The sequence below is a fragment of the Sphingobacterium sp. DR205 genome (assembly GCF_011064245.1).
In the GTDB taxonomy this organism is placed as follows: Bacteria; Bacteroidota; Bacteroidia; order Sphingobacteriales; family Sphingobacteriaceae; genus Sphingobacterium; species Sphingobacterium athyrii.
Window position 1 is genome coordinate 5,734,705 of record NZ_CP049333.1, and the last position, 22,990, is coordinate 5,757,694.

Below are 22,990 nucleotides of genomic sequence, written 5' to 3' on the forward strand. Positions count from 1 at the left end.
AACAAGATTGAAATATTTAGCACAAATCCGGTATAATGCACTTGTCAATTTACTTAGGGGGTCTTTATCTTTAATCCAACAAAGAAAGTTCGGGGCATATTAGGACCATAAATGTAATTGCTATCCCGATTTTTACCTGTATCAAAGTCATGTTGGTAAGCATTAAAAATATTCTTCACCCCAGCATAGACTTCGATCATATTTTTAAATTTTGACAGACTAAAAGTATGCGACACTTTACTATTTACCTCTGAGAATGCTTTTGTATGAACCATTTGATCTTCCGGAAAATTGTCTGCACCGCCAGCATGCGCGATCTTCATTTTACCTGTGTACACATAGTTCAGATTGACCGTCCAGCGCTTATTAGGTGTAATATTCAGGTTTGCAAAACCATAGTCATCTGGTGTTCTCAAGAATGATTTTATCGCTTCAACACCTTCCAGATAAGACACAGGATTTTCATATTTGCTCTGTTGCAAAGTAAAGCCTGTCTCCAGTTGTACCTTTTTAGTATAATTGGCGCGCAATTCCAATGTAGTCCCTGCTACCTTCGTGTTATTTCCATTGCGTTTTTCAAACACCTTACCAAACTCGTCCGTACCGATTTCCTCGAGTACAAAGGCATCTTTCAGATGCGTATAGAATCCTTCCAATGTAAAACCCGCAATCCATTTTTCCGTAGCTTTGTCGTAGTTTAAGGAGCCACTGAAGCTCTTTGATCGCTCTTCCCGAAGATCAGGAGCTAATTGAACACGTGAGACTCCACCACCAGCGAAGGCGATATGAAGATCTGTATCAAATGCCTGTGGTGCCCGAAAACCTGTTCCATAACTTAAACGGAACTGCGCATTGGGCGCATGCTTATATAAAAGTGCCACACGCGGACTGACGATCGCTTTGTCTAATAGATTATGCTTATCCACCCGAACACCGGATAACAGGTTAAATTTGTCCGCAAAGTCCCAGTCACTCTGAAAAAAGCTTCCCCAATCTTTCGTATGCTGATCGACCAAATAGTTATAACTCGGAATTTCATCGTAAACCTTGTCAGACACATATTCCGTTCCGACGGTCAGCACATTCCGATGGTTCAAAAAATTGCTGATCTCGTGGTTCAATTGAAAACCGCCCTGCAATGTGGTTGTCTTTGAATCGCCATAAGGCGGGTTTTTGAGATGATTTTCGATTTCTTCCGGACTATCCGGAAATATTCCGGTATAATGTTTTCTATTGGTATTTTGAAAAGCTGTATAAAAGATCAGTGAAGATTTATCTTGATTAAAATTAATCTGATAATCAGCACTCCCCATCCATATTTTATGGACACGTTCCTCCGACTGAAGCGTAAGGTATGCCGGTTTTTTCGTCATCTCACCCCCATATCTATATTCATTCAGATTGCTTAAGGAGACTTCCAGTTTTTGATTGTCCGAAAACCGATAGAATGAATTAATGCCAAGTGAGGTATTTTCAATTTTAGGGATTTCGGAGAAATTATCCCCATTTGCATCGTAAAAACTCCGATCCCGTTTATTGAAGAAAAAAGATGTCCCCGAATTGCCTTTTTCGTTGACCAAAGTTGCATTTCCACCGAGGTTAAAATCGTTTGCCTTTCCATTGATACTTTGGTAAAAAGAATTGATTTCATAACCGCTTTGTTTCGGCAATTTGGTAATTACATTCACAGTCCCCCCTATCGCACTTGAACCATACAGCGAGGAACCACCACCACGGACGACTTCAATCTTTTCGATCATATTGACAGGAAGTTGCTCCATACCATAAAGCCCCATCAGAGGGCTAAATATAGGCCTTCCATTAATCAATATCTGTGCGTACCCGCCCTGTAACCCATTCATCCGCAGCTGTGTATAATTACAGGTCTGACAATCTGTTTCCACCCGCAGGCCCGGCTGAAACTTCAACCCTTCAGAAAGATTACATACCTGTAGATTGTCCAAGGTTTTACTATCCAATATATTGACAATTACCGGACTCTCCGTTTTTCGTTTGAATGTTTTTGTGCCCGTGACCACAATTTCATCCAGTAAAAAAATGGAACCGTCTAAGCGGATGTCCCTGGCCACAGTAACCCTGTCGATCCGAATCGAATCACAATAGACATTAAAACCGATATGTTTGACTTCCACTCCCCAAGTACCATAGGGAATCTTTTCCAATGTAAATTGTCCAAGATTGTTGGACTTCGTACCCATCTTTAGTGCAGGAATCACCACGGATACCGATTTCAACGGGAGCCCATTACCGTCATAAATCTTACCCGTTACCCGACCTGTTTGCCCAAAGGAAATAAATACTATCAGCATTAAAGCTGTTGCTAAGAGAATTCTGAATCCCGTCATGATTGTTTTATTTTGATTAAATATAAATTTAGAATTGCAAATCTAACAAGTTAGATTATACTAACAAAATAATTTCTAACTTTACTATTAGACAACACTAATATTTGGTAAATTTGCGTTATGATATCACAGACTGAAGAGAACTATCTAAAAGCGTTATATAATCTGACATACCTAAAAGGTGAGGCTACTGTCAACGAAATCAGTAAACGACTGGACATTAAAATGCCAACGGTCAATAGCATGATGAAAAAACTGTCAGAAAAGGGCTTTGTCCATTATGAGAGTTATAAACCCCTCAAATTGACAGAAGAAGGCAAAAAAGAAGCTGCACTTATTATACGAAAACATCGACTCACGGAAATGTATCTAGTTGAAAAAATGGGGTTTGCATGGGATGAAGTTCACCAGATTGCCGAACAGATCGAGCATATCCATTCGCCTGAATTTTTCACCAAAATGGATCAGTTATTAGGATATCCTACGGTAGACCCACACGGCTCACCAATCCCTGACCATAATGGTGTAATGCGTTCGGAGAACTATATCTTCCTTGACACCTGTAAAATTGGCAATGTGGTCACATTAATGGCGGTACAGCCTTCCTCCAAAGAATTGTTACAATACCTAAACTCTAAAAACCTCGAATTGGGCACAACATTAACGATTCACGCTATCGAACCATTTGACCGCAGTATCACAGTTAGTTATGACAGCCGGTCGGCAGAAGTACTCAGTAGCAAAGTAACAGCAACCTTACTTGTACGCCCTATTTCTTAAAAAATAGCTAACTGCTATTTTTACTCAACATCATCCTATTTGCTGGAGCCAGCATCCATGACTCCACTGCCATCTATGTCAAAAAAATAAATCTGTACAAGCGTACAGGAACAATGCTAGATCAAATTTGTCACGGAATATTTTGTTAGTATAATCTAATTTTATAATTTAGTAAAACTAAAAATAAAATAAGCATTGAAAAACAAACAAACTATACCATTGGGATTTTTAAAAAAAGACGAGCGCGCAAACATCCACGGTATAACAATGGACTGCGGTCAAGAAATTCGACAACGCTTGCTTGACCTGGGGTTTGTCAGGGGCACCGAAATAACTGTGCAAAATATAAGCCCTTTGGGCGATCCGATCGCCTACAATATACACGGAACGCTAATTTCTTTGCGTCGGGAAGATGCCTTACAGATATTGATCACCCATAAATAGACGATGATGAAAAAACATACTGCCTGCGACACCTGTCAGCTAAATCCAACGTCAAAACTGAAACAATGGGGAGCGCATGCGGAAAATTCTGCTTACACGATTGCCTTGGCCGGAAACCCAAATACAGGAAAAAGTTCTATTTTCAATGCACTGACCGGGCTAAAACAACATACCGGAAACTGGCCGGGCAAAACAGTTAACCGAGCAGAAGGGAGCTACTCACACCAAGGCGAAAAATTTAAAATCATTGACCTTCCGGGCACTTATTCCCTACTCTCGACATCCGAGGATGAGGAGGTTGCCCGTGATTTTATTTTATTCGGGAGACCGGATGTCACAGTCATAGTCCTTGATGCCAGCAGGCTCCAACGAAATTTCAGTTTGGTACTACAAATACTCGAAATCAGCAATAAAGCGGTCCTCTGCATCAATTTGATTGATGAGGCACGACGTCATTACATAGAAATTGACCTACGAACCCTATCCAAGGACCTTGGCATTCCCGTTATCGCTACCAGTGCCCGTACCAAAGAAGGACTTTCGGATCTGTTAGCAGCCATCCATCAGGTAGCAGACGGCAGCTTTCAACCAGCAAAAACAATATCTTTCCAACTGGCGAAACAGACTGGCACGGCTGTCGCGGCTATCGCAAAACGTTTACATATACTGGATAACAACCTGTCCAATGTTAATTGGCTGGCCATGCGATTGATTGAAGAAGATAAAAATATTATTAATGCATTACAAAAAGGACGGTTGTCCCCTTCCATTAACAATGAAAATTTATCTCCCCTCTTGCATAGCGCAAACGAATATCGGGTCAAACTTGGAGATCATTATCGAAATGATCTGGTTGAAGCGATTTATGCTAAAGCCAGTCAGCTCGTAAAAGAACATGTTTCTACTGACTCCGACAATCGGTCATTTCGCCTGGATCGCAGTATAGATCATATTGTCACGCACCGAATCTGGGGATTCCCAATTATGTTCCTGCTTCTCGGGTTTATTCTTTGGCTTACGATTACCGGAGCAAATTATCCCTCTCAGCTATTATCATACCTGCTATTGGATCACGTTTATTCTTTTTTAAAGGAGCTGACCATATACCTTCACTTCCCTGTTTGGTTAAGTAGTTTTCTAATTGACGGGATCTATCTGGCTACCGCCTGGGTAATAGCCGTCATGTTGCCTCCCATGGCGATCTTTTTTCCATTATTTACTTTATTGGAAGATTTTGGCTATCTCCCCCGTGTAGCATTCAATCTGGATCGTATATTCAAAAAAGCCGGCGCACATGGCAAACAAGCACTGACCATGAGTATGGGGTTTGGCTGTAATGCCGCGGGGGTTGTTGCGACAAGGATCATTAACAGTCCCCGTGAAAAGTTGATTGCCATTATTACCAATAACTTTTCACTATGTAATGGAAGATGGCCGACGCAGATTTTAATAGCAACTCTTTTTCTTGGGGTCTTGGTTCCTGCGAAGTGGTCAGGATCTGTCGCCATGTTCGCGGTTATTTTTATTGCAATACTGGGCATTGCATTTACATTTTTCACGTCCTGGCTCTTGTCAAAAACCTTGCTCAGAGGAGAATCCTCCTTCTTCACGCTGGAACTACCACCCTATCGTCCACCAAGATTTTTTCAAACTGTATACACCTCATTCATCGACCGTACCTTGATCGTCCTATGGCGAGCGATCGTCTTTGCTGCTCCGGCCGGAGCGATTATATGGTTGATTTGCAACGTTCATATCAGTGACCAGAGTATAGCACAATGGCTCATTCATGGACTCGATCCAATGGGTTTGTTTATAGGTCTGAACGGCGTTATTTTACTCGCTTATATTGTCGCTATCCCAGCCAATGAAATTGTTATTCCGACGATATTAATGTTAACGGTGATCGCGGTCGGCGACAGTACCGTCGGTGCTGGGTCAGGTATATTGTTTGAAGGGTCCGCAAACCAAGTTTCGGCCCTATTACATGCCGGAGGATGGACAACACTAACAGCCGTAAATCTGATGCTCTTCAGTTTATTGCATAACCCATGCAGTACAACAATATACACGATTTATAAAGAAACAGGCAGCCGTAAATGGACAGCGGTAGCAACCTTATTACCGGTATTTTATGGCCTGATCGTGTGTTTCCTTGTAACAAAAGCATGGGCCTTGTTTGCCTGATCAACTGGGCTTACCTAAGAGTATTCATTCTAATAAAAAAACGGTTATCTTAATGTATTATCTGATCCCATTGATAAGTAATGGGATCTCCGGTCGCTATTTCCCGCTCCAGTATCTGTGCTGGCGAAAGATGCTCCAGATACATGATCAATGCTCTTAGACTGTTACCATGTGCGACTATTAGTATATTTTTACCAACCTCCAATTCTGGTTTGATATCATGTTCAAAATAGGGTATCACTCGATCATAGGTATCTTTTAAGCTTTCACCTCCCGGGGGAGCGACATCAAAAGATCTGCGCCAGATATGTACTTGCTCCACCCCATATTTTACAGCTGTTTCATCTTTATTTAAACCCTCCAGATTTCCATAGCTCCGTTCGTTCAAGGCGGCATTTATCACAATTGGCATATCAGGCTTTCCGATTTCATCCAGAATAATCTGCAAGGTATGTTGCGCCCGGATTAATGTGGAGGTAAATGCGATATCAATTGATTCTTTCGCTAATGCTTTTCCTGCCTTTTGTGCTTCCAGTTGTCCTAAAGCTGTAATATCAATATTTTGCCAACCTGTGAAACGGTTCTCCAGGTTCCATTGCGACTGTCCATGGCGGACCAAAAATAATTTTGCCATTACTGATTTATTTTTTTCAAAGAATAGTCAGCTAAACCATGTCTATATAGGCTTCGTATTATGAAACCTAAATTCTCCTCTGTTTCAGCACTAACCATAAATACAATAACATTATCGCAGATTTTGTTTTATGGAAAATAATCTGTTAGCTCAGTGATGCGTAAATTTTGTATTTTCACTTCCTTCGAATAACTGCTTTTTTAACCGACTCAAAAATTCTGCTCTTTCTTGCTTTGTCACCCCTATTTTTTCAGCAGCAGGAATTATTGCCACAAAAAAAACCTTTGGAAAAATTCTAGGGCACTGAAAAAGTAGACATAAAATAGTCTATAAAAAGATAAGCGGATGAACAGATCATAAGATGTTCATCCGCTTCATTTTTTAGCGGCATATTATTTTTTCCTCTAAGGTCGACTTTGGTATGTTTTTTGAGTCTAGAGAGCGTTTTCTACTTTCGAAAAGGATTTTTCAGAAATGAGACTCTCAAATCTAGAATTTGAGTATTCTTTTTAGATTTACTACGAATATAGCCAGTGCTCCTTGCATTTTCATGTTTTCCAGGCCGTAGGAATCCGCCCTGTCATATCCATGAACATTCTTTAACTCGCTGTTTTTTGCTTCAATTTTATATCTATGCCTCGACTTTTCCCTGAAGTATTCGCTCTGCTGAAACACCTCCTGTTCTATATGCTCATCTGTTCGTATAGAGACTGAATATGTTTTGCTTTTAGCTTCCGGTTTGTAGCATCCATCCCTTAGTGGGCATACCTTGCATTTTTCGACATCGAAATAATACGTCATTGTCTGGTTGCACCGGTATATCTTTTTACCCTGCACTCGCTTGTACATTGCCAGATGCCCTGCTGGACAGACAAACATATCTGCATCCTTGTTATAGTCAAACTTTTCTTCCTCTTTTCTGGCACCATGGGTGATTGCAGGATTTATCTTGGCTACAATTTTGATTTTATTGCCTTGTTGGTCTTTAAGCTTCAGGTTTTCCTTTCCAGCATAGGCCGCATCACCTATGATGGTATCTACCTCCATTCCGTTGGACCGGGCCTGATTCAATAGTTTTGGTAGTTCAGGACCATCCCCCTTTTCTCCTGAGGTAACAACTGCTGCTGCTATGATACGCTCTTCTGTCATTGCCAAATGCGTCTTATAACCAAAAAAACTACTGTCTGCGGTCTTGTGCCCAACTCTGGCATCCACATCTTTGGAAATTATATAGTTCTCCTGGGTATCTTCAACGGTCTCTTTTAGCAGGTTTAGTTTCTCCTTTACAGCTGGAATTTCGCTTAAAGTCGTATCAGACTCAATCAGCTTTTGAAGCGCCTTACAATATGCTATTTCTTTCCGGATATCATTTGACTCATTTTTCTGAGGCATTTGATCCTTGAAATCCTCATCCATCGAATATACAGCCTTACGCAGTAATTTTGAACGTTGTCTGAGCACCTCAAGTGGGGAATATGGATTCGACCGGGAAAGCGAATGGGTCGAATCAACGATGATGGACTTGGATTTGATAATACCTTTTTCCAATGCTATGGAAACGGTTTTCCCTATCAATAAATTCAACAGATCCATATCCTTAAGCCGCAGTTTACGGAACTTCGTCAGAGAGCTGGAGTTGATGACATCCTCTTCAGGTGACATCTCCAAAAAATATTTAAAGGACATATCGTAACGGGAGCGCTCCACAACATCAACATCTGAAACGGTGAATATGGTTTTCAACAACAGATATTTGAACATCCGGACAGGGCTTTCTGCAGTCCGCCCATTATTTGAACAATACTTATCCAAAAGCTCATTATAAATGAAACTAAAATCTATCATTTCATTGATCTTGCGAAGTAGATTGTCTTTAGGAACAATCAGATCGTAGAGCCTGGAATATTCACTAAGTTGGATTTTTTGTTGTTGAACTAACATTGGATGAACATAAAATACAACTATAAGATACAAAAAAAGGAGTGGAAAATCCTAGATTTTCCACTCCTTTTTAAAGGACTTTTTCAGTGCCCTCGAAAAATTCCAAAGGCTTTTTTTCTAATACGATCTAATAAAAAGCGTTATGCTTTTTCTTCTTTTAATGTCGAAGACTCTTTTTTTGGTTCTTTTTCCTCAAAACCTGAGCGCAAGATTTCATCCCATAAGGACGAACTCACACCGAATCCTTTTTCTGGATCTGAATAATGGTGCAGCATGTGATGTTGCTTAATACGCTTGAAGATTCCGCTCTTAAAATTTGCGTGATGCATGGCGTAGTGGCACTCATCATAGATCAGATAACCCACCATAAATCCGGAGAAAAAGCAAGCTAAGATAAATTCATTCGAAAAGAACAATGTAAATCCAAAATACACCAAAGCCGCTAACGGAATACTGGCTGAAAGTGGCATAACCAAACGCATCCGATCTCTAGGGTAGTCGTGGTGTACACCGTGAAAGATAAAAGCGATCCGTTTCCCCCATTCCGATGTCGGGTGGAAATGAAATACCCAACGATGTAATGCATATTCAAATACTGTCCAGAATGCCAAACCAAAAACAAAATAACCAATATATGTCAATAGATCAACATCACCCCAGACCAGAGCTTTATATGAAAAGAAAACAACTACGGGTACATAGAAAATCAAAGGTACGCTCCAGTGCACTTTCGTCAACGACTCTAAAAAGTCATTTTTGAACATGCGTGTAGATTCCGTAGAATTTGAAACATAATTACGCTTTGCCATAATACTATTTTTATTATTCCCCCACAAAAATAAGTATTTTAAGCACAAATGAAGAAGGGTGTAGGCTAGAAAAACAAAATATCTGACCTTTTCAATAAAAAAGTTAAACACCTGCTAACGTCCTTTACAGCTTAAAACCTTTTATTTGATCTTTTAACTCTAATTTTCTTAAATTTTCAGCATTTTAACCGCGAATTCATAAGAGTCAAAATTGACAAAATCAAGACAGTTTACTATTTAAAGTTGACTGTTCCGCCTGCCATTTTCTTTTCAACGCGTTGTTCAGGCTTGCCATAGACGTCTATCGTACCGCCACCACGTGTCTTTGTTTCGATGGAATCCACCGCATTGACTTCAGCCTTTCCACCCCCGTTTACAGTAACTGTAGTTGTTGTCGTCTTAAAATCCTTCCCCTCATATTTGCCGCCAAAATTGGAGATAATCTCCTGTTTTTCCGCTTTACCATAAAGTGCTATTGTTGCACCGGAGGTTACTTTCACTTCAGCACTTTTTGCTTCCGCGTGCAGATCGACAAGACCACCTTCGGAAGCGTAGACTTTGAGATGATCAGCCAACACAGTATTGTTTGACGTAGCAAATACCTTTGCTCCCTTTTTTGCTTCTACATTTTTCAAACTTTTGTAGTAAACTTTCACAGAGATATTGCCACCCTGCAGCATATTTAGCGTGTTCATTTTTAAAGCTAAAGCACCATTCGTATTGACCACCTTCACATTCTCGTAGTTCTGCCCTTCGAATGTCACCAGAGACTCATTGGCCTTGATCAATTCTACCTGTATTTTATCTGTCGCGACTACCGAACTAAAATCCCCTACATTTTGTTTAGCCTGCCCAAATCCCACTTGGGTCATTAATAAAAGAAACGCACTGATTCCTAAAAATTTCATAGTTATATTATCCGTTTTTTGATTACCTGATATGCCCTTTCCAGCTGTATTTTCATTTAATTTGTTTACAGGGACTATGTGCGCATATTGACTTATTCCGTATTTTCTGCCGTCAAAAAACACGCCAATCATCATCCTCATACTTCTTTTTAACCTATTTTGACAAAAAAAAGGTGTCCTAAAAATTAGGACACCCCGCTATTTATATTTCGTTTTGCTTACAACTTGCTGTTTACATCTACCGCATTCAGATCAGCAAATGCTTCTTTCAGGCGAGCAACAAATGCTTCTTCACCCTTACGCAACCATACACGTGGGTCGTAATATTTTTTGTTTGGAGAATCAGTGCCTTCAGGGTTTCCGATCTGTCCTTGCAAATAATCGTGATTTTTAGCTTCATAACCTCTCACACCATCCCAGAAAGCCCATTGCATATCGGTATCAATGTTCATTTTGATCGCTCCATAAGAAATAGCTTCTGCAATTTCTTCAGGTGAGGAACCAGAACCACCGTGGAACACAAAGTTAACTGGCTTTTCGGCAGTAAGCTTGTATTTTTCGCGGATATACTCTTGTGAATTATGTAAGATGACCGGTTGTAATTTTACATTACCCGGTTTGTACACGCCATGTACATTACCGAATGCTGCTGCAACGGTAAATTTGTCAGATACTTTAGACAATTCTTCGTATGCATAAGCAACTTCCTCTGGTTGTGTGTATAATTTAGAGCTGTCCACATCTGAGTTGTCAACACCATCTTCTTCTCCACCCGTAACCCCCAATTCGATCTCTACAGTCATACCCAATGGTTTCATACGTGCTAAGTATTTTGCAGAAATTTCGATATTTTCTTCGATCGGTTCTTCAGATAGATCCAACATATGTGAAGAGAACAAAGGCTTACCGTGTTGTGCGAAGAATTTCTCACCCGCATCCAATAAACCGTCGATCCAAGGTAAAAGTTTTTTAGCCGCGTGATCCGTGTGCAAAATTACGGCAACACCATAGTGTTCTGCCAATAAATGTACGTGCTGTGCTGCAGATACCGCACCCAATACACAGGCTTGCAAGTTATCATTATTTAATGTTTTACCAGCATAGAATTGCGCACCACCGTTTGACAATTGAATAATTACAGGAGAGTTTACTGCTTTAGCAGTTTCCATTACCGCATTGATAGAATTTGTTCCGATAATGTTTACCGCAGGCAAAGCAAATTTATGCGTCTTTGCAACTTCAAACAACTCTTGTACTTGATCTCCCGTCAATACACCTTTAAAATCTTTTAGGCTCATATTACTGTTATTGATTTATTTTAATCTTTATTAACTCTTGAAGCTACTAAATTATTAAAAATAATTATTACTTCCTAATTTTTATAGTGTACTAAATACACTATCAGTTTGTTTATTACCCTAAACGCTGGAATCGCGATACACCTACCCCGGTCTACTGCCGGAATTAAATCAGTTCGTTCCACAGGGACATCGCTTCTTCTGTTAAAAAAATACACGGGATACTTCCGTAAATAAATCAGGGATTGATTAAATTTGAGCTCACCAATATTGGAATCATTATGCTACAGGTATACGGTATCAAAAACTGTAACACAGTAAAGAAGGCCTTAACATGGTTAGAAGAAAATCAGATTGATTTTCAATTTCATGACTTCAAAAAAGAAGGCGTCAGTGATGAAAAACTTAAAGAATGGGAGAAAAAAGTGGACTGGCAGTCTTTGGTCAACAAAAAAGGGACAACTTGGAAGAAATTGACAATCGAAGAGCAAGCGCAGGTTGTCGACGCCAGTAGCGCCAATAAAGTACTTAAAGACCACACAAGCATGATCAAACGCCCAGTGATTGAATATGGTAAAGGTATTCTGCTCGGATTCAGTGAAGACGACTATAAAATCAACTTAAAATAGTTGTTACAAGCTCCCTAAAAAGGAGCTTTTTTTTGTAAGTACAAACTAACGATTGTATATTGTAACCAATAAACGTAATTTAATTCGAACAGATATGATGAAAAGACTTGCATTGGCTTCTTTCAGCCTTATTGCATTGGGCTATGCTTTTCCGTCCTTTTCCCAGGAAAAAACATCCAACTATAGTTATACCCAAGCCTTTGCCCCGTTGTTTTTCAAGAATAATGGAAATGATTATCGCTCTGCGGCCGGTAAACCCGGTCCTGGATATTGGCAAAATGCTGCGGACTACAAAATACAGGCATCATTAAATGATCAAAACGATCAGGTAACCGGCACAGTAGAGATTACCTATAGTAACAATAGTCCTGACAACATGGATTACCTCTGGTTGCAATTGGATCAAAATATGTTTTCACAACATGGACGTGGCCAGTTGATTTCCCCATTGACTAATAGCCGATATGGCGACGGGAACTCAAAATTTGATGGCGGTTATCAGATTCAGTCTGTCACCGATGTCAATGGAAAAGCCATAGAGCATATCATAGATGATACCCGTATGCAACTGCGACTTCCGGCTGCACTGAAAAGTAAGGGTGGAAAAATCACCTTTAAGATCACCTATCAATATATAGTACCCCAATATGGAGCCGACCGTACAGGCATTCTGGATACTAAGAATGGTAAAATCTATGCTATCGCACAATGGTTTCCCAGGCTCTGTGTATATGATGATATTAGAGGCTGGAACACGCTGCCTTATACAGGGCCTGGAGAATTCTACCGCGAATTCGGAAATTATCAGGTCGAAATCACCGCGCCAGCCAGCCACATCGTTGTACTGGGGGGTGAACTTTTAAATCCACAGGAAGTATTTACGGCAGACCAGTTCAAAAGATATCAGCTTGCGCTACGTAGTGATGAAACGGTATTGATTCGCTCAGCCGAAGAAGTGACAGCAAAAAGTTCAAGGCCGAACAAAAAGACTTTAACTTGGAAATATCAGCTCAATAATGCACAGGATATTGCCTGGGCCTCCTCCACCGCCTTTATATTAGATGGAGCCAAAATCAATCTACCAAGCGGCAAAAAAGCACTTGCCCTATCAGCCTATCCAGTAGAAAGCAATAGCAACAATGCCTGGGAACGTTCGACAGAATATACCAAAGCCGCCATCGAAATTTATTCCAAAAATTGGTTTGAATACCCCTATCCTGTAGCCGTAAATGTTGCTTCCAACGTAGGTGGCATGGAATATCCCGCCTTGTCTTTCTGCGGCAATCAGGCCAAAGCAGGTTCTCTTTGGGGAGTCACCAATCATGAATTTGGCCATAACTGGTTTCCTATGATTGTAGCGTCCAACGAACGTGAGCACGGCTGGATGGATGAAGGGTTCAATACCTTTATCAATGAACTGGCAACTCAAGAATTCAATAATGGTGAGTATCATCGTCCGCAGGCCAGTCGTTCGTATATTTTCACATCGCAAAATCTCGAGCCGATCATGAGTACACCACAAAATATGAAGGAACGCAATATCGGCGCCCTTGTTTATTACAAACCGGCTTATGGGCTCAAATTATTGCGTAATGAGATTATTGGCAAAGAACGCTTCGATTACGCCTTCAAAAAATATATTCAGGAATGGGCTTACAAACATCCAACACCCGAGGATTTCTTTAAAGCGATCGAAAACGGAACTGGAGAAAGCCTTAATTGGTTTTGGCGTGGATGGTTTGTCAATAACTGGCAAATGGATCAGGCGATCAAATCCGTTTCGTACGTCAACAATCAGCCTATGTTAGGAGCGTTGGTCACGGTAGAAAACCTGGAAAAATTGCCTATGCCAGTTATCGTTGAAGCAACCACAGTTTCGGGCAAAAAAATAAGAAAAAAATTACCGGTGGAAGTCTGGGAAAGAAATAACGTTTGGCAGTTTAAAATCCCTACAAACGAAGCCTTGCAGTCCGTAAAGTTGGATCCTGACGATGTCATGCCTGACAACAATCCGGATAATAATACATGGAAGGCAAATTAGAGCGTTAATTCAAAATCTATTCGTTATTTTTGGTAAAGAAATTCTACGTTAGGAGACCATTATGAACACGTCAAAAAATTGCTCATAATGGTTTCATTGCGCTAGACGAATAAAACGGAAGGTAACAAGCTCATTTATGTATATATATATATTATCCCCATGAAAGTCACACAAACGATTCTAAGCTGCTTATTTATCATGTTGATCAACGGGCAGCTATTTGCACAGGAAAAAACCAAAGGTATTATAATGGAGCTTGTCAGCGGAGAAAAAATTGAGGCTGCACACATCCAGAATTTACGGAGCAAAGTAGAAGTTCAGACCAATAGGGATGGATCATTTGCTATTGATGCCAATATCAATGATCTACTTTTGATTAAAGCTACCGGATACGAACAGGATACGGTATTTATATATGATTCGAGCTTGCGAAGAATCTATTTGAACAGAATAAATACGCCCATTGAATTGAATCAGGTTGTTGTTGAACGGATGACCGATAGTAGACTTGCAGCTGAAATCCAACGCGAGAAAGTCGCCGGAAAATATTCGGATGCCAGCCAAAACCGTGGCGGGATCCGTATCTCTCCAAGCCGTATATTCAGTAAGGAAGGAAAACAGGCCCGCTCAAATTACAAACTTCTTGTCGCGGAACTGGAAAAAAGAACGGTCGACCGCAAGTTTACGGACAACCTCATTAAAGAAGTCACACCACTTGACGGATCCGAACTAGCTTTATTTAAAGAAAGATTCAGACCCTCTTATAAGTTTATCCAAAATAGCAGCCAAGAAACATTACGGGTCTACGTGATGGATAGTTACAAGAAATTTAACGAGAAAAAATAAAAAACAAGCGTTTTTATCACGTAATTGTCAGAAGGCTCTAAACTGTAATATTTTTTATTTCAGTTTAGAGCCTTTTCCATTACTTTTGAGTTATCAAAATTAAAAAATCAGCAGCCGGATGTTACACAACTTGAGATTTGCAACAGCTTTACATATTATGGTTCTAGCACAATTGGAGGAGTCCGGACAATGGCTTTCCTCTGAATACATTGCTTCAAGTATCCAAGTAAACGCTGTTGTCGTCCGCAAGGAAATTTCCTCCCTGAAAGCGGCCGCTTTATTAATCAGTAAAGAGGGCAAAGGTGGAGGAATTCGCATAAACAATAAAAAAGAGCACATCACCCTTGCAGACATTTATCAAAGCACAAAACAAAATGAGCTATCGGGTAAATTCAATACCCCAAACCCGGCTTGTATTGTCGGTAAAAACATCAATGCCAAATTGCAAGATCTTTATCAGGAAGTCGACACTGATATTGTAGTACGTTTGGAGAAAATGACGCTTGCTGATTTTAGTAAAACATTTAATTAAAAACACATGAAAGTAGCAGTAATTGGATCCACAGGATATGTAGGAACACATCTTGTCAAAGAATTGGTTGACCGGAATTACGAAGTCGTTGCACTCGCTCGCCATACAGAAGGCATTCCGTCGAATGACAGCATAACAAAAGTAGCAGTTGATATTAATAACCACGATCAACTGGTAAGCGCTTTGACAGGTACAGATATCGTTGTTTCGGCATTTAACGCTGGTTGGACCAACCCCAATCTTTACGAAGATTTTACTAAGGGGGCTTTGACCATTCAACAGGCTGTTAAAGATGCCGGCGTGAAACGTTTTATTGTCGTCGGTGGAGCCGGAAGTTTGTTAATTGAAGGCAATCGTCTGGTCGATTCACCCGAATTTCCGAAAGAGATCAAACCCGGGGCCCTGGCGGCCGCAGATTACCTGGACATCATTCGTAAAGAAGACCAACTTGAATGGACAATGATCAGTCCTGCCATAGAGATGAATCCACAGGCAGGTGGTAAACGAACCGGTAAGTACCGTACAGGGTTGGACGCGCCAGTATTTGATCACGAAGGCCGTTCGAGACTATCTGTTGAGGATCTTGCTGTAGCCATCGTTGACGAGATCGAAAATAAACAATTTATAAACAAACGCTTTACAGCAGCTTACTAATAGCTATACAATCGTTTGATTTATATTTTAGACAAAATTTTATTACAAAAGGGAAGCGCAATCTTCCCTTTTGTCGTTGATATCATTTATATTTGACATTAATTAAACAATTAAAAAGCTAAATAATCGTAAAGAATTAATCCTATGCTATTTAAAAAATCGATTCCTAAACTGATTGCTGAGGCAAATGAAAATGGTGAACATACACTGAAACGAACATTAACGAGTGGCGGATTAATTGCGCTAGGCGTTGGAGCAATCATTGGAGCAGGGCTATTTTCCTTAACCGGAATTGCCGCTGCGGAGAATGCTGGTCCGGCTGTTATCCTATCTTTCATTATCGCTGCCGTTGGCTGTGCTTTTGCAGGTCTTTGTTACGCCGAATTTGCGTCCATGATTCCTGTCGCCGGAAGTGCTTACACCTACTCTTATGCGACAATGGGAGAATTTGTGGCTTGGATAATCGGTTGGGATCTTGTCTTGGAGTATGCCCTCGCCGGTGCCACCGTAGCCGTCAGTTGGTCGCAATACTTTAATCAGCTCCTGATGATTTTCCACATCCATTTACCCGACGCCTTACTGAAAGGCCCTTGGGAAGGTGGTATGGTTAATTTACCGGCAATCATTATTGTATGTTTGCTTTCTCTACTATTAATGCGTGGAACACAGGAATCGTCACGCGTAAACAACATCTTGGTAATCTTAAAAGTAGGTGTCGTATTGATTTTTATCGCATTGGGCTGGAGCTTTATCAACCCTGCAAACCACGACCCTTTTATCCCTGTAAATGCCGGTGAAGAGATGGTGAAGAATGGTCAACAAGGCCTATGGACTTTTTTAAAGAGCGATGACTTCGGTCATTTTGGAATCAGCGGTGTTTTGCGTGCAGCAGGTGTGGTATTCTTTGCTTTCATTGGCTTCGATGCCGTAAGTACTGCTGCTCAGGAAGCAAAAAATCCAAAAAAAGGTATGCCAATTGGTATCATCGGCTCATTGATCATTTGTACCCTTCTTTATGTGTTATTTTCCTATGTAATGACAGGTATCGAAAATTACACGATGTTTAAAGGCGACGCCAAACCAGTAGCCACGGCATTTGCGAAAACAGGATATCATTTTCTGAATACTGCATTAATTATTACGATTATTGCAGGTTATACATCTGTTATTCTTGTCATGCTGCTTGGCCAGAGCCGGGTATTCTACTCCATGAGTAAAGATGGCCTGCTTCCAAAAATATTTTCTGATCTTTCCAAAAGACAGACCCCTTGGAAAACAAATGCAATCTTTATGGTATTCGTAAGTATCTTCGCTGGATTTGTTCCCGTCTCTGATCTTGGTCACATGGTGAGTATAGGAACCCTATTTGCCTTTACATTGGTTTGTGTAGGTATATTGGTACTCCGCAAAACAGATCCTAATTTGGAACGTCCATTCAAAACACCTTTAGTTCCTTTTGTTCCGATCATGGGTATCATTGTCTGCGTGCTGATGATGGCTTCATTGCCTATTGAAAGCTGGGAGCGTTTGGCAATTTGGTTGGCCTTAGGTCTGTTGATTTACTTCGTTTATGGTAAGAAGCATAGTGTCATCCGTAAACAACATAGCGATCAACAAGGTATAGAATAATTGAGACAAACACCACGTAGTGATACTTGTCTTGGTAAAAAATAGCGGGTTTCTTTTTAGGAAGCCCGCTATTTTTTTTGGTTATTGTTCAACACTTGATATATCTATGCCCCGACAATATCTTACAAAGCGCTCAATTTAAAATAACCATTTGCAATCACATCTTCTTTCAATCCGGTTTTGGGCACAATTTGAATATGGTATTTTTCCTTATCAGCATCAAGCAATAGATCTTCTATTTCATAAATATCATCGACATCCAAGCCATATTTATCATCTATATGAGCCGTGCTATGGTGTTTCCAAAAAACAGTTCGTTTAGCCTTCTCAGTAGCTTTTCCCAAATTCGGCGCAACAATGAGTTCTTTATAATGAAATTCATCAAATTCATTCGGTTTATAACCGCCCAGATTAACAAAAAACAACTTCAATTCCGTATCAGAAATTGCCGCATCATTTTTTTCCACGACCGCAATTTCATACTCGCCAATCTTATTGACGATCCGATAAGCATCAATATGAATTTTCCCATCGGCATCAGGCCAAAAATCTTTAATTGGGTCTATAAAATCCTTCAGTTCATTCCCGATTCCGAAAAAAATATCATGTTGTTCCGTACGTCTATTTTTCGGTTTACAACCAATCAAAATCATAAATAATTTCATATGCAATAATCTGTCTTTGTATGAGAATATCAAATATTCAGGTTATTTTCATTCCTGTTTTTGCTTTCAATCGTGGATATTTCATAACTTAAGCCCACTGAACAATAAAAATAACGATTATTCACCACATTTAATACACATAACCCCCTGACTATGAGTAAAATTTTACTATCATTTACGTTATTATTTCTATCCTTATGCTCTTTCGGGCAAAAACGAAGCACTGATAGAAAACTCGAAAAACAAATTAAACAGCTTATTCAGGGTTTTCAGGGAGAAGTAGGTATCTATGTACATAACCTAAAAAAACACAAGGAAGTTAATATCGGAGCCGACAGCATTTTTCCCACAGCGAGTGTTGTCAAGATCCCGATTTTAGTGGGTGTCTTTGATAAAATTGAAAAAGGACAGTTGCAATTAGATCAGGAGCTTATCTACCGTGAGAGCCAAAAATACGGTGGTTCGGGCCTGATGCAATTCTTTAAAGACAGTAGCAAGGTCGACCTCAAAACTCTTGTAGCTCTTATGCTTTCTTACAGTGACAATGTCACAAGCATCTGGAATCAAAAACTTGCTGGCGGAGGAATGGCCATCAACACACTAATGGCCGACCTTCAATTGCAGCATACGCGTGTAAACTCGCAAACTGAGGGAAGAAAGACAGACTGGGAAAAATATGGCTGGGGACAGACCACGCCAAAAGAGATGGCCGATCTCCTGACCCTGATCCGTCAGGGAAAGGTAATATCAGAAAAATCCTCCGATCGCATGTATCGTTTTCTGGGCAATATGTTCTATGACGAAAGAGGGCTCTCCCAAATTCCCGCGACGGTAAAGGCCGCCTCCAAAACGGGATCGCTGGATGATGTACGTAATGAAGTAATGTTGGTCAATGCGCCCAAAGGCGATTATGTCTTTAGCATATTCACCAAAAACAATGAGGATCAGAGCTGGGGCAAAACCAATGCAGCAGAAGTGCTGACACGTAAACTCTCCAAACTACTATGGGATTATTACAATAAATAAATTAAATACTTCAAGATTATACCATGATGACATTGAAGCTGCCGGTCTATTCTTGAGACTGGGTATGAGTTGTAAAAAAAAATAGGAAACTGAAGAGTTCCCTATTTTTTTTATCTTAATGCCGCACTACGCAGATTAGTTTTTCAATTATACAATTTTCTGGCTTTGCAGCCAATGTAGTCATCTATTTTTTAAAAGCGTCTTTCACATCTTTAGCAGCTTCTTTTGTACCGGAAGCAACATCTTCGGCTACCTTTTTAGTACCATCTGCCACATCTTTTGCTACATCTTTGGTTTTATCGGCAGCTGTATTCGCAGCATCTACCGTAGCATCTTTTGCGTCTTTCAACCCTTCCTTCACATCCTGCCCCGCGTCACGTAAAGCGGTTTTGGTTTTTTCCCAAGCGGTATTAGCCTCCTCAGAAGCAGCACGTGCTTTCTCTTCAGCAGCTTTATCACCTTTGGCAATCGCTTCATCTAAAGCCTTTTTTGCTTCCTCAGCTTTCAAACGCGCGCTTTCTTCGGCGTTCTTTAAGTCTGCAATCGCTGCATCTACATGCTCGCCTACTGTTTGTGCAGTATCAGTCGAATCTGACGCTTTTTTCTCTGAATTGTTACAAGAAGACATTACCAATGCTCCTGCTACTACCGCTAAAAGTGCAATTTTTTTCATTAGAATTTTGTTTTTTAATGGCAAGAAGATATCATGAGGTTGTATTTATCCATTTTGGACTCCCATCAACCACATGATACGCTCATGTAAGTTTGTATTTATATGATTAATTAGTCTATAATTTACAACTTCTATGCCAAATAGACAAACTTTAGTGTTTCGGATAAATTGTTCCCTTTGCAGCCTCCAATGTATTCTTCAATAATCCAACGATGGTCATCAGGCCCACGCCACCCGGTACTGGAGTGATCCATGATGCTTTAGGTGCCACATGCGTAAAGTCCACATCGCCGTATAATTTAAATCCAGATTTCGTCTCAGTTGAGGTTTCTCTGTTGATACCCACGTCAATCACCACAGCTCCCTCTTTCACCATATCCGCCGTAACGAAATTCTTTCTTCCTATAGCTGCCACTACGATATCTCCACGCAGTATCTCCGTTTTTAGATCTTTTGTACGGCTATGCGTTAAGGTCACGGTGCAGTTCCCTGGGCTAGCATTACGCGCCAGAAGTATACTCATTGGAGAACCAACAATATTGCTTCGGCCTACCACCACGGCATGTTTGCCCGCCGTCTCGATCTTATAGTAATCCAGCATCAACATAATACCGTACGGTGTCGCAGGAATAAAACAGGGGAGATTACGTTGCATACGACCCAAGTTGACCGGATGAAATCCATCCACATCCTTACGGTAATCAATTGCTTCGGTAATCTTGTCCGGATCAATATGTTTTGGTAAAGGTAATTGAACGATCAGGCCGTCGATGGAATCATCTTTGTTGATTTCTTTGACCTTGGCGATCAATTCCTCTTCAGTGATTGTCTCATCATAACGGATGTTTGTCGATTCAAAGCCGACCAATTGACAATTACGCATTTTGCTGGCCACATAAGTCTCGCTACCACCGTCGTTACCAACAAGGATAGCTACTAAATGCGGTTTCCGACCCGTTTGAGTTGTAAATTCAGCCGCATCCAGAGCAATCTGCTCTTTAATTTTTTCGGAAACTAATTTACCATCTAATAGATTCATGTTTAGGAGATTTGATTGTATTTAAAAGGAGCCCAAGAGCTCCTTTATTTTGTATAATTTAAAATGTTATTAATCCAATTTCAATACCGCCATAAATGCAGATTGCGGAATTTCTACGTTCCCAACCTGACGCATGCGTTTTTTACCTTTCTTCTGTTTTTCCAACAATTTACGTTTACGGGAGATATCACCACCATAACATTTTGCGGTTACATCCTTACGCAACGCAGAGATCGTTTCACGAGCGATAATCTTTGCCCCGATAGAAGCTTGAATTCGGATCTCAAATTGTTGGCGCGGGAGCAGTTCCTTTAATTTCTCACAGATTTTCTTACCGAAATCGTAAGCATTGCTTCGGTGGATCAAAGAAGACAGCGCATCCACTGGCTCATCGTTCAATCGGATATCCAATTTAACAAGATCCGAGGTACGGTAGCCGATCTGGTGATAGTCAAATGAAGCATACCCTTTGGAAATTGTTTTCAACTTATCATAGAAATCAAATACGATCTCACCCATTGGCATTTCAAAGACCAATTCGACACGATCCGAAGTCAGGTAGTGCTGATTCATGATCGTACCGCGTTTTTGAATACACAACGACATGATCGGTCCTACAAAATCCGATTTGGTAATGATATTCGCTTTGATATAAGGTTCTTCAATTGAATCCAATTTACTTGGATCAGGTAAGTCCGACGGGTTGTGCACGATCACTTCTTCCTTATCCTTCGTCATATACGCTTTGTAAGATACATTGGGAACGGTAGTGATTACCGTCATGTCAAACTCTCTTTCCAAACGTTCCTGAATAATTTCCATGTGGAGCATACCCAAGAAACCACAACGGAAACCAAAACCTAAGGCGGCGGAAGATTCAGGTTCAAACACCAAAGAAGCGTCGTTCAACTGCAGACGGTGCATTGATTCACGCAATTCTTCGTAGTCTTCTGTATCTACCGGATAAATACCGGCAAAGACCATTGGTTTTACTTCCTCAAATCCTTGGATTGCTTGACCACAAGGACGGTCTTTGTGTGTAATGGTATCCCCTACTTTCACTTCACGCGCTTCCTTGATACCAGAAATAATATACCCTACATCCCCTGTTTTAATGACTTCTTTGGGTACCTGATTAAGTTTCAACGTACCGATCTCATCCGCAAAATATTCTTTACCAGTCGCCACGAATTTCACTCTGTCCCCTTTACGGATCTCACCATTTTCAACTTTGAAATAAGCCATGATCCCACGGAATGAATTAAATACCGAGTCAAAAATCAAAGCCTGTAACGGTGCATCAGCATCCCCCACAGGATGTGGGATACGTTCAACAATGGCTTCTAGGATATCTGGTACCCCAAGACCTGTCTTTCCGGAAGCAGGAATAATTGCCTCACGTTCACCACCGATTAGATCAACAATTTGATCTTTCACCTCTTCGGGCATCGCACCCGGAAGATCCATCTTGTTTAAGATCGGGATGATTTCCAGGTCATGCTCTAAAGCCAAATATAAATTTGAAATTGTTTGTGCCTGAATACCCTGTGAGGCATCCACAATCAATAAAGCCCCTTCACAGGCAGCAATAGAACGGGATACTTCATAAGAAAAGTCGACGTGTCCAGGAGTATCAATCAGGTTCAAAATATATTCTTGACCATCTTTTTTATAATTCATTTGGATGGCGTGACTCTTGATCGTAATACCACGTTCACGTTCCAAATCCATATTATCAAGTAATTGTGCCTGTGCTTCGCGCTGACTGATGGTATTGGTATACTCTAAAAGGCGATCTGCCAAAGTACTTTTGCCATGGTCAATATGCGCAATAATACAGAAATTACGAATGTGCTTCATATAGGATTTTTAAACTCTTTTGCTAAAAG

At 40.5% G+C, this 22,990-nt stretch carries 20 protein-coding genes; 10 read left to right on the top strand and 10 right to left on the bottom strand.

The features are described 5' to 3' along the window. Positions 1-53: 53 nt before the first annotated feature. Positions 54-2,366, bottom strand: coding sequence for a TonB-dependent receptor (locus tag G6053_RS24510; RefSeq protein WP_108636432.1), 2,313 nt, complete (start codon positions 2,364-2,366; stop codon positions 54-56). A gap of 120 nt (positions 2,367-2,486) precedes the next feature. On the opposite strand from G6053_RS24510, the gene G6053_RS24515 reads away from it, so the two are divergent. The 3 genes from G6053_RS24515 to feoB all read left to right on the top strand — a co-directional run bounded on the left by G6053_RS24515 (position 2,487) and on the right by feoB (position 5,777). Continuing rightward, complete coding sequence (locus G6053_RS24515; protein ID WP_108636431.1) at positions 2,487-3,146, top strand: metal-dependent transcriptional regulator; 660 nt, start codon at positions 2,487-2,489, stop codon at positions 3,144-3,146. A 195-nt stretch (positions 3,147-3,341) separates the two neighbouring features. Then, the gene (locus tag G6053_RS24520; RefSeq protein ID WP_206531815.1) at positions 3,342-3,590 is read left to right on the top strand and encodes a FeoA family protein; all 249 of its coding nucleotides are present in this window, start codon (positions 3,342-3,344) and stop codon (positions 3,588-3,590) included. 3 nt (positions 3,591-3,593) lie between these two features. Continuing rightward, complete coding sequence (gene feoB, locus G6053_RS24525) at positions 3,594-5,777, top strand: ferrous iron transport protein B (RefSeq protein ID WP_206531816.1); 2,184 nt, start codon at positions 3,594-3,596, stop codon at positions 5,775-5,777. A 49-nt stretch (positions 5,778-5,826) separates the two neighbouring features. On the opposite strand, the gene G6053_RS24530 is transcribed toward feoB, so the two are convergent. From G6053_RS24530 to fbaA, 5 genes are all read right to left on the bottom strand, one after another. Next, positions 5,827-6,411, bottom strand: a complete 585-nt coding sequence (locus G6053_RS24530) for a 2,3-bisphosphoglycerate-dependent phosphoglycerate mutase (RefSeq protein ID WP_108636429.1) — start codon at positions 6,409-6,411, stop codon at positions 5,827-5,829. A 489-nt stretch (positions 6,412-6,900) separates the two neighbouring features. After that, positions 6,901-8,352 (bottom strand): IS1182 family transposase, encoded by a 1,452-nt coding sequence (locus G6053_RS24535; protein ID WP_165308843.1) that lies wholly within the window; start codon positions 8,350-8,352, stop codon positions 6,901-6,903. A gap of 140 nt (positions 8,353-8,492) precedes the next feature. Beyond that, a complete protein-coding gene (locus G6053_RS24540) occupies positions 8,493-9,161 on the bottom strand; it encodes a sterol desaturase family protein (protein WP_241254828.1) in 669 nt (222 codons plus the stop codon). 233 nt (positions 9,162-9,394) lie between these two features. Beyond that, entirely contained in the window at positions 9,395-10,069 is a 675-nt protein-coding gene (locus G6053_RS24545) for a head GIN domain-containing protein (RefSeq protein WP_165308844.1), read from the bottom strand. A 218-nt stretch (positions 10,070-10,287) separates the two neighbouring features. Next, entirely contained in the window at positions 10,288-11,367 is a 1,080-nt protein-coding gene (gene fbaA, locus G6053_RS24550; RefSeq protein WP_165308845.1) for a class II fructose-bisphosphate aldolase, read from the bottom strand. A 245-nt stretch (positions 11,368-11,612) separates the two neighbouring features. Here fbaA and G6053_RS24555 point away from each other — a divergent pair, with 245 nt between their 5' ends. The 6 genes from G6053_RS24555 (at position 11,613) to G6053_RS24580 (ending at position 17,698) form a co-directional block, all read left to right on the top strand. Continuing rightward, positions 11,613-11,996 carry an ArsC family reductase gene (locus G6053_RS24555; RefSeq protein ID WP_346774511.1) on the top strand — a complete coding sequence of 128 codons (384 nt, stop codon included), beginning with the start codon at positions 11,613-11,615 and terminating at the stop codon, positions 11,994-11,996. A 94-nt stretch (positions 11,997-12,090) separates the two neighbouring features. Continuing rightward, a complete protein-coding gene (locus G6053_RS24560; protein WP_206531817.1) occupies positions 12,091-14,037 on the top strand; it encodes a M1 family metallopeptidase in 1,947 nt (648 codons plus the stop codon). Positions 14,038-14,196: 159 nt separating this feature from the next. Further along, positions 14,197-14,883, top strand: a complete 687-nt coding sequence (locus tag G6053_RS24565; RefSeq protein ID WP_165308846.1) for a hypothetical protein — start codon at positions 14,197-14,199, stop codon at positions 14,881-14,883. Positions 14,884-15,001: 118 nt separating this feature from the next. Beyond that, complete coding sequence (locus G6053_RS24570) at positions 15,002-15,415, top strand: Rrf2 family transcriptional regulator (RefSeq protein WP_108636423.1); 414 nt, start codon at positions 15,002-15,004, stop codon at positions 15,413-15,415. 6 nt (positions 15,416-15,421) lie between these two features. Next, entirely contained in the window at positions 15,422-16,069 is a 648-nt protein-coding gene (locus tag G6053_RS24575) for an NAD(P)H-binding protein (protein WP_165308847.1), read from the top strand. A 144-nt stretch (positions 16,070-16,213) separates the two neighbouring features. Further along, complete coding sequence (locus G6053_RS24580) at positions 16,214-17,698, top strand: amino acid permease (protein ID WP_108636421.1); 1,485 nt, start codon at positions 16,214-16,216, stop codon at positions 17,696-17,698. Positions 17,699-17,820: 122 nt separating this feature from the next. Here G6053_RS24580 and G6053_RS24585 read toward each other — a convergent pair whose 3' ends face one another. Then, a complete protein-coding gene (locus G6053_RS24585) occupies positions 17,821-18,363 on the bottom strand; it encodes a DUF1543 domain-containing protein (protein ID WP_108636420.1) in 543 nt (180 codons plus the stop codon). A 153-nt stretch (positions 18,364-18,516) separates the two neighbouring features. Here G6053_RS24585 and G6053_RS24590 point away from each other — a divergent pair, with 153 nt between their 5' ends. Next, entirely contained in the window at positions 18,517-19,389 is an 873-nt protein-coding gene (locus tag G6053_RS24590; RefSeq protein ID WP_165308848.1) for a serine hydrolase, read from the top strand. A 184-nt stretch (positions 19,390-19,573) separates the two neighbouring features. On the opposite strand, the gene G6053_RS24595 is transcribed toward G6053_RS24590, so the two are convergent. The 3 genes from G6053_RS24595 to lepA all read right to left on the bottom strand — a co-directional run bounded on the left by G6053_RS24595 (position 19,574) and on the right by lepA (position 22,961). Then, complete coding sequence (locus tag G6053_RS24595) at positions 19,574-20,062, bottom strand: hypothetical protein (protein ID WP_165308849.1); 489 nt, start codon at positions 20,060-20,062, stop codon at positions 19,574-19,576. Positions 20,063-20,213: 151 nt separating this feature from the next. Then, on the bottom strand, positions 20,214-21,101 hold the full coding sequence (locus G6053_RS24600) for a tetrahydrofolate dehydrogenase/cyclohydrolase catalytic domain-containing protein (protein ID WP_165308850.1): 888 nt from the start codon (positions 21,099-21,101) through the stop codon (positions 20,214-20,216). A 69-nt stretch (positions 21,102-21,170) separates the two neighbouring features. Continuing rightward, positions 21,171-22,961 (bottom strand): translation elongation factor 4, encoded by a 1,791-nt coding sequence (gene lepA, locus G6053_RS24605; protein ID WP_108636416.1) that lies wholly within the window; start codon positions 22,959-22,961, stop codon positions 21,171-21,173. Positions 22,962-22,990: the final 29 nt, after the last annotated feature.

Bases quoted from the DNA above. Each gene is read 5' to 3' on its own strand.
- G6053_RS24560 (WP_206531817.1), top strand. From the start codon at position 12,091: ATGATGAAAAGACTTGCATTGGCTTCTTTCAGCCTTATTGCATTGGGC.
- G6053_RS24600 (WP_165308850.1), bottom strand. From the start codon at position 21,101: ATGAATCTATTAGATGGTAAATTAGTTTCCGAAAAAATTAAAGAGCAG.
- G6053_RS24530 (WP_108636429.1), bottom strand. From the start codon at position 6,411: ATGGCAAAATTATTTTTGGTCCGCCATGGACAGTCGCAATGGAACCTG.
- fbaA (WP_165308845.1), bottom strand. From the start codon at position 11,367: ATGAGCCTAAAAGATTTTAAAGGTGTATTGACGGGAGATCAAGTACAA.
- G6053_RS24580 (WP_108636421.1), top strand. From the start codon at position 16,214: ATGCTATTTAAAAAATCGATTCCTAAACTGATTGCTGAGGCAAATGAA.
- G6053_RS24565 (WP_165308846.1), top strand. From the start codon at position 14,197: ATGAAAGTCACACAAACGATTCTAAGCTGCTTATTTATCATGTTGATC.
- G6053_RS24575 (WP_165308847.1), top strand. From the start codon at position 15,422: ATGAAAGTAGCAGTAATTGGATCCACAGGATATGTAGGAACACATCTT.
- G6053_RS24545 (WP_165308844.1), bottom strand. From the start codon at position 10,069: ATGAAATTTTTAGGAATCAGTGCGTTTCTTTTATTAATGACCCAAGTG.
- G6053_RS24590 (WP_165308848.1), top strand. From the start codon at position 18,517: ATGAGTAAAATTTTACTATCATTTACGTTATTATTTCTATCCTTATGC.
- lepA (WP_108636416.1), bottom strand. From the start codon at position 22,961: ATGAAGCACATTCGTAATTTCTGTATTATTGCGCATATTGACCATGGC.
- G6053_RS24510 (WP_108636432.1), bottom strand. From the start codon at position 2,366: ATGACGGGATTCAGAATTCTCTTAGCAACAGCTTTAATGCTGATAGTA.
- G6053_RS24540 (WP_241254828.1), bottom strand. From the start codon at position 9,161: ATGGCAAAGCGTAATTATGTTTCAAATTCTACGGAATCTACACGCATG.
- G6053_RS24535 (WP_165308843.1), bottom strand. From the start codon at position 8,352: ATGTTAGTTCAACAACAAAAAATCCAACTTAGTGAATATTCCAGGCTC.
- G6053_RS24515 (WP_108636431.1), top strand. From the start codon at position 2,487: ATGATATCACAGACTGAAGAGAACTATCTAAAAGCGTTATATAATCTG.
- G6053_RS24585 (WP_108636420.1), bottom strand. From the start codon at position 18,363: ATGAAATTATTTATGATTTTGATTGGTTGTAAACCGAAAAATAGACGT.
- G6053_RS24570 (WP_108636423.1), top strand. From the start codon at position 15,002: ATGTTACACAACTTGAGATTTGCAACAGCTTTACATATTATGGTTCTA.
- feoB (WP_206531816.1), top strand. From the start codon at position 3,594: ATGATGAAAAAACATACTGCCTGCGACACCTGTCAGCTAAATCCAACG.
- G6053_RS24595 (WP_165308849.1), bottom strand. From the start codon at position 20,062: ATGAAAAAAATTGCACTTTTAGCGGTAGTAGCAGGAGCATTGGTAATG.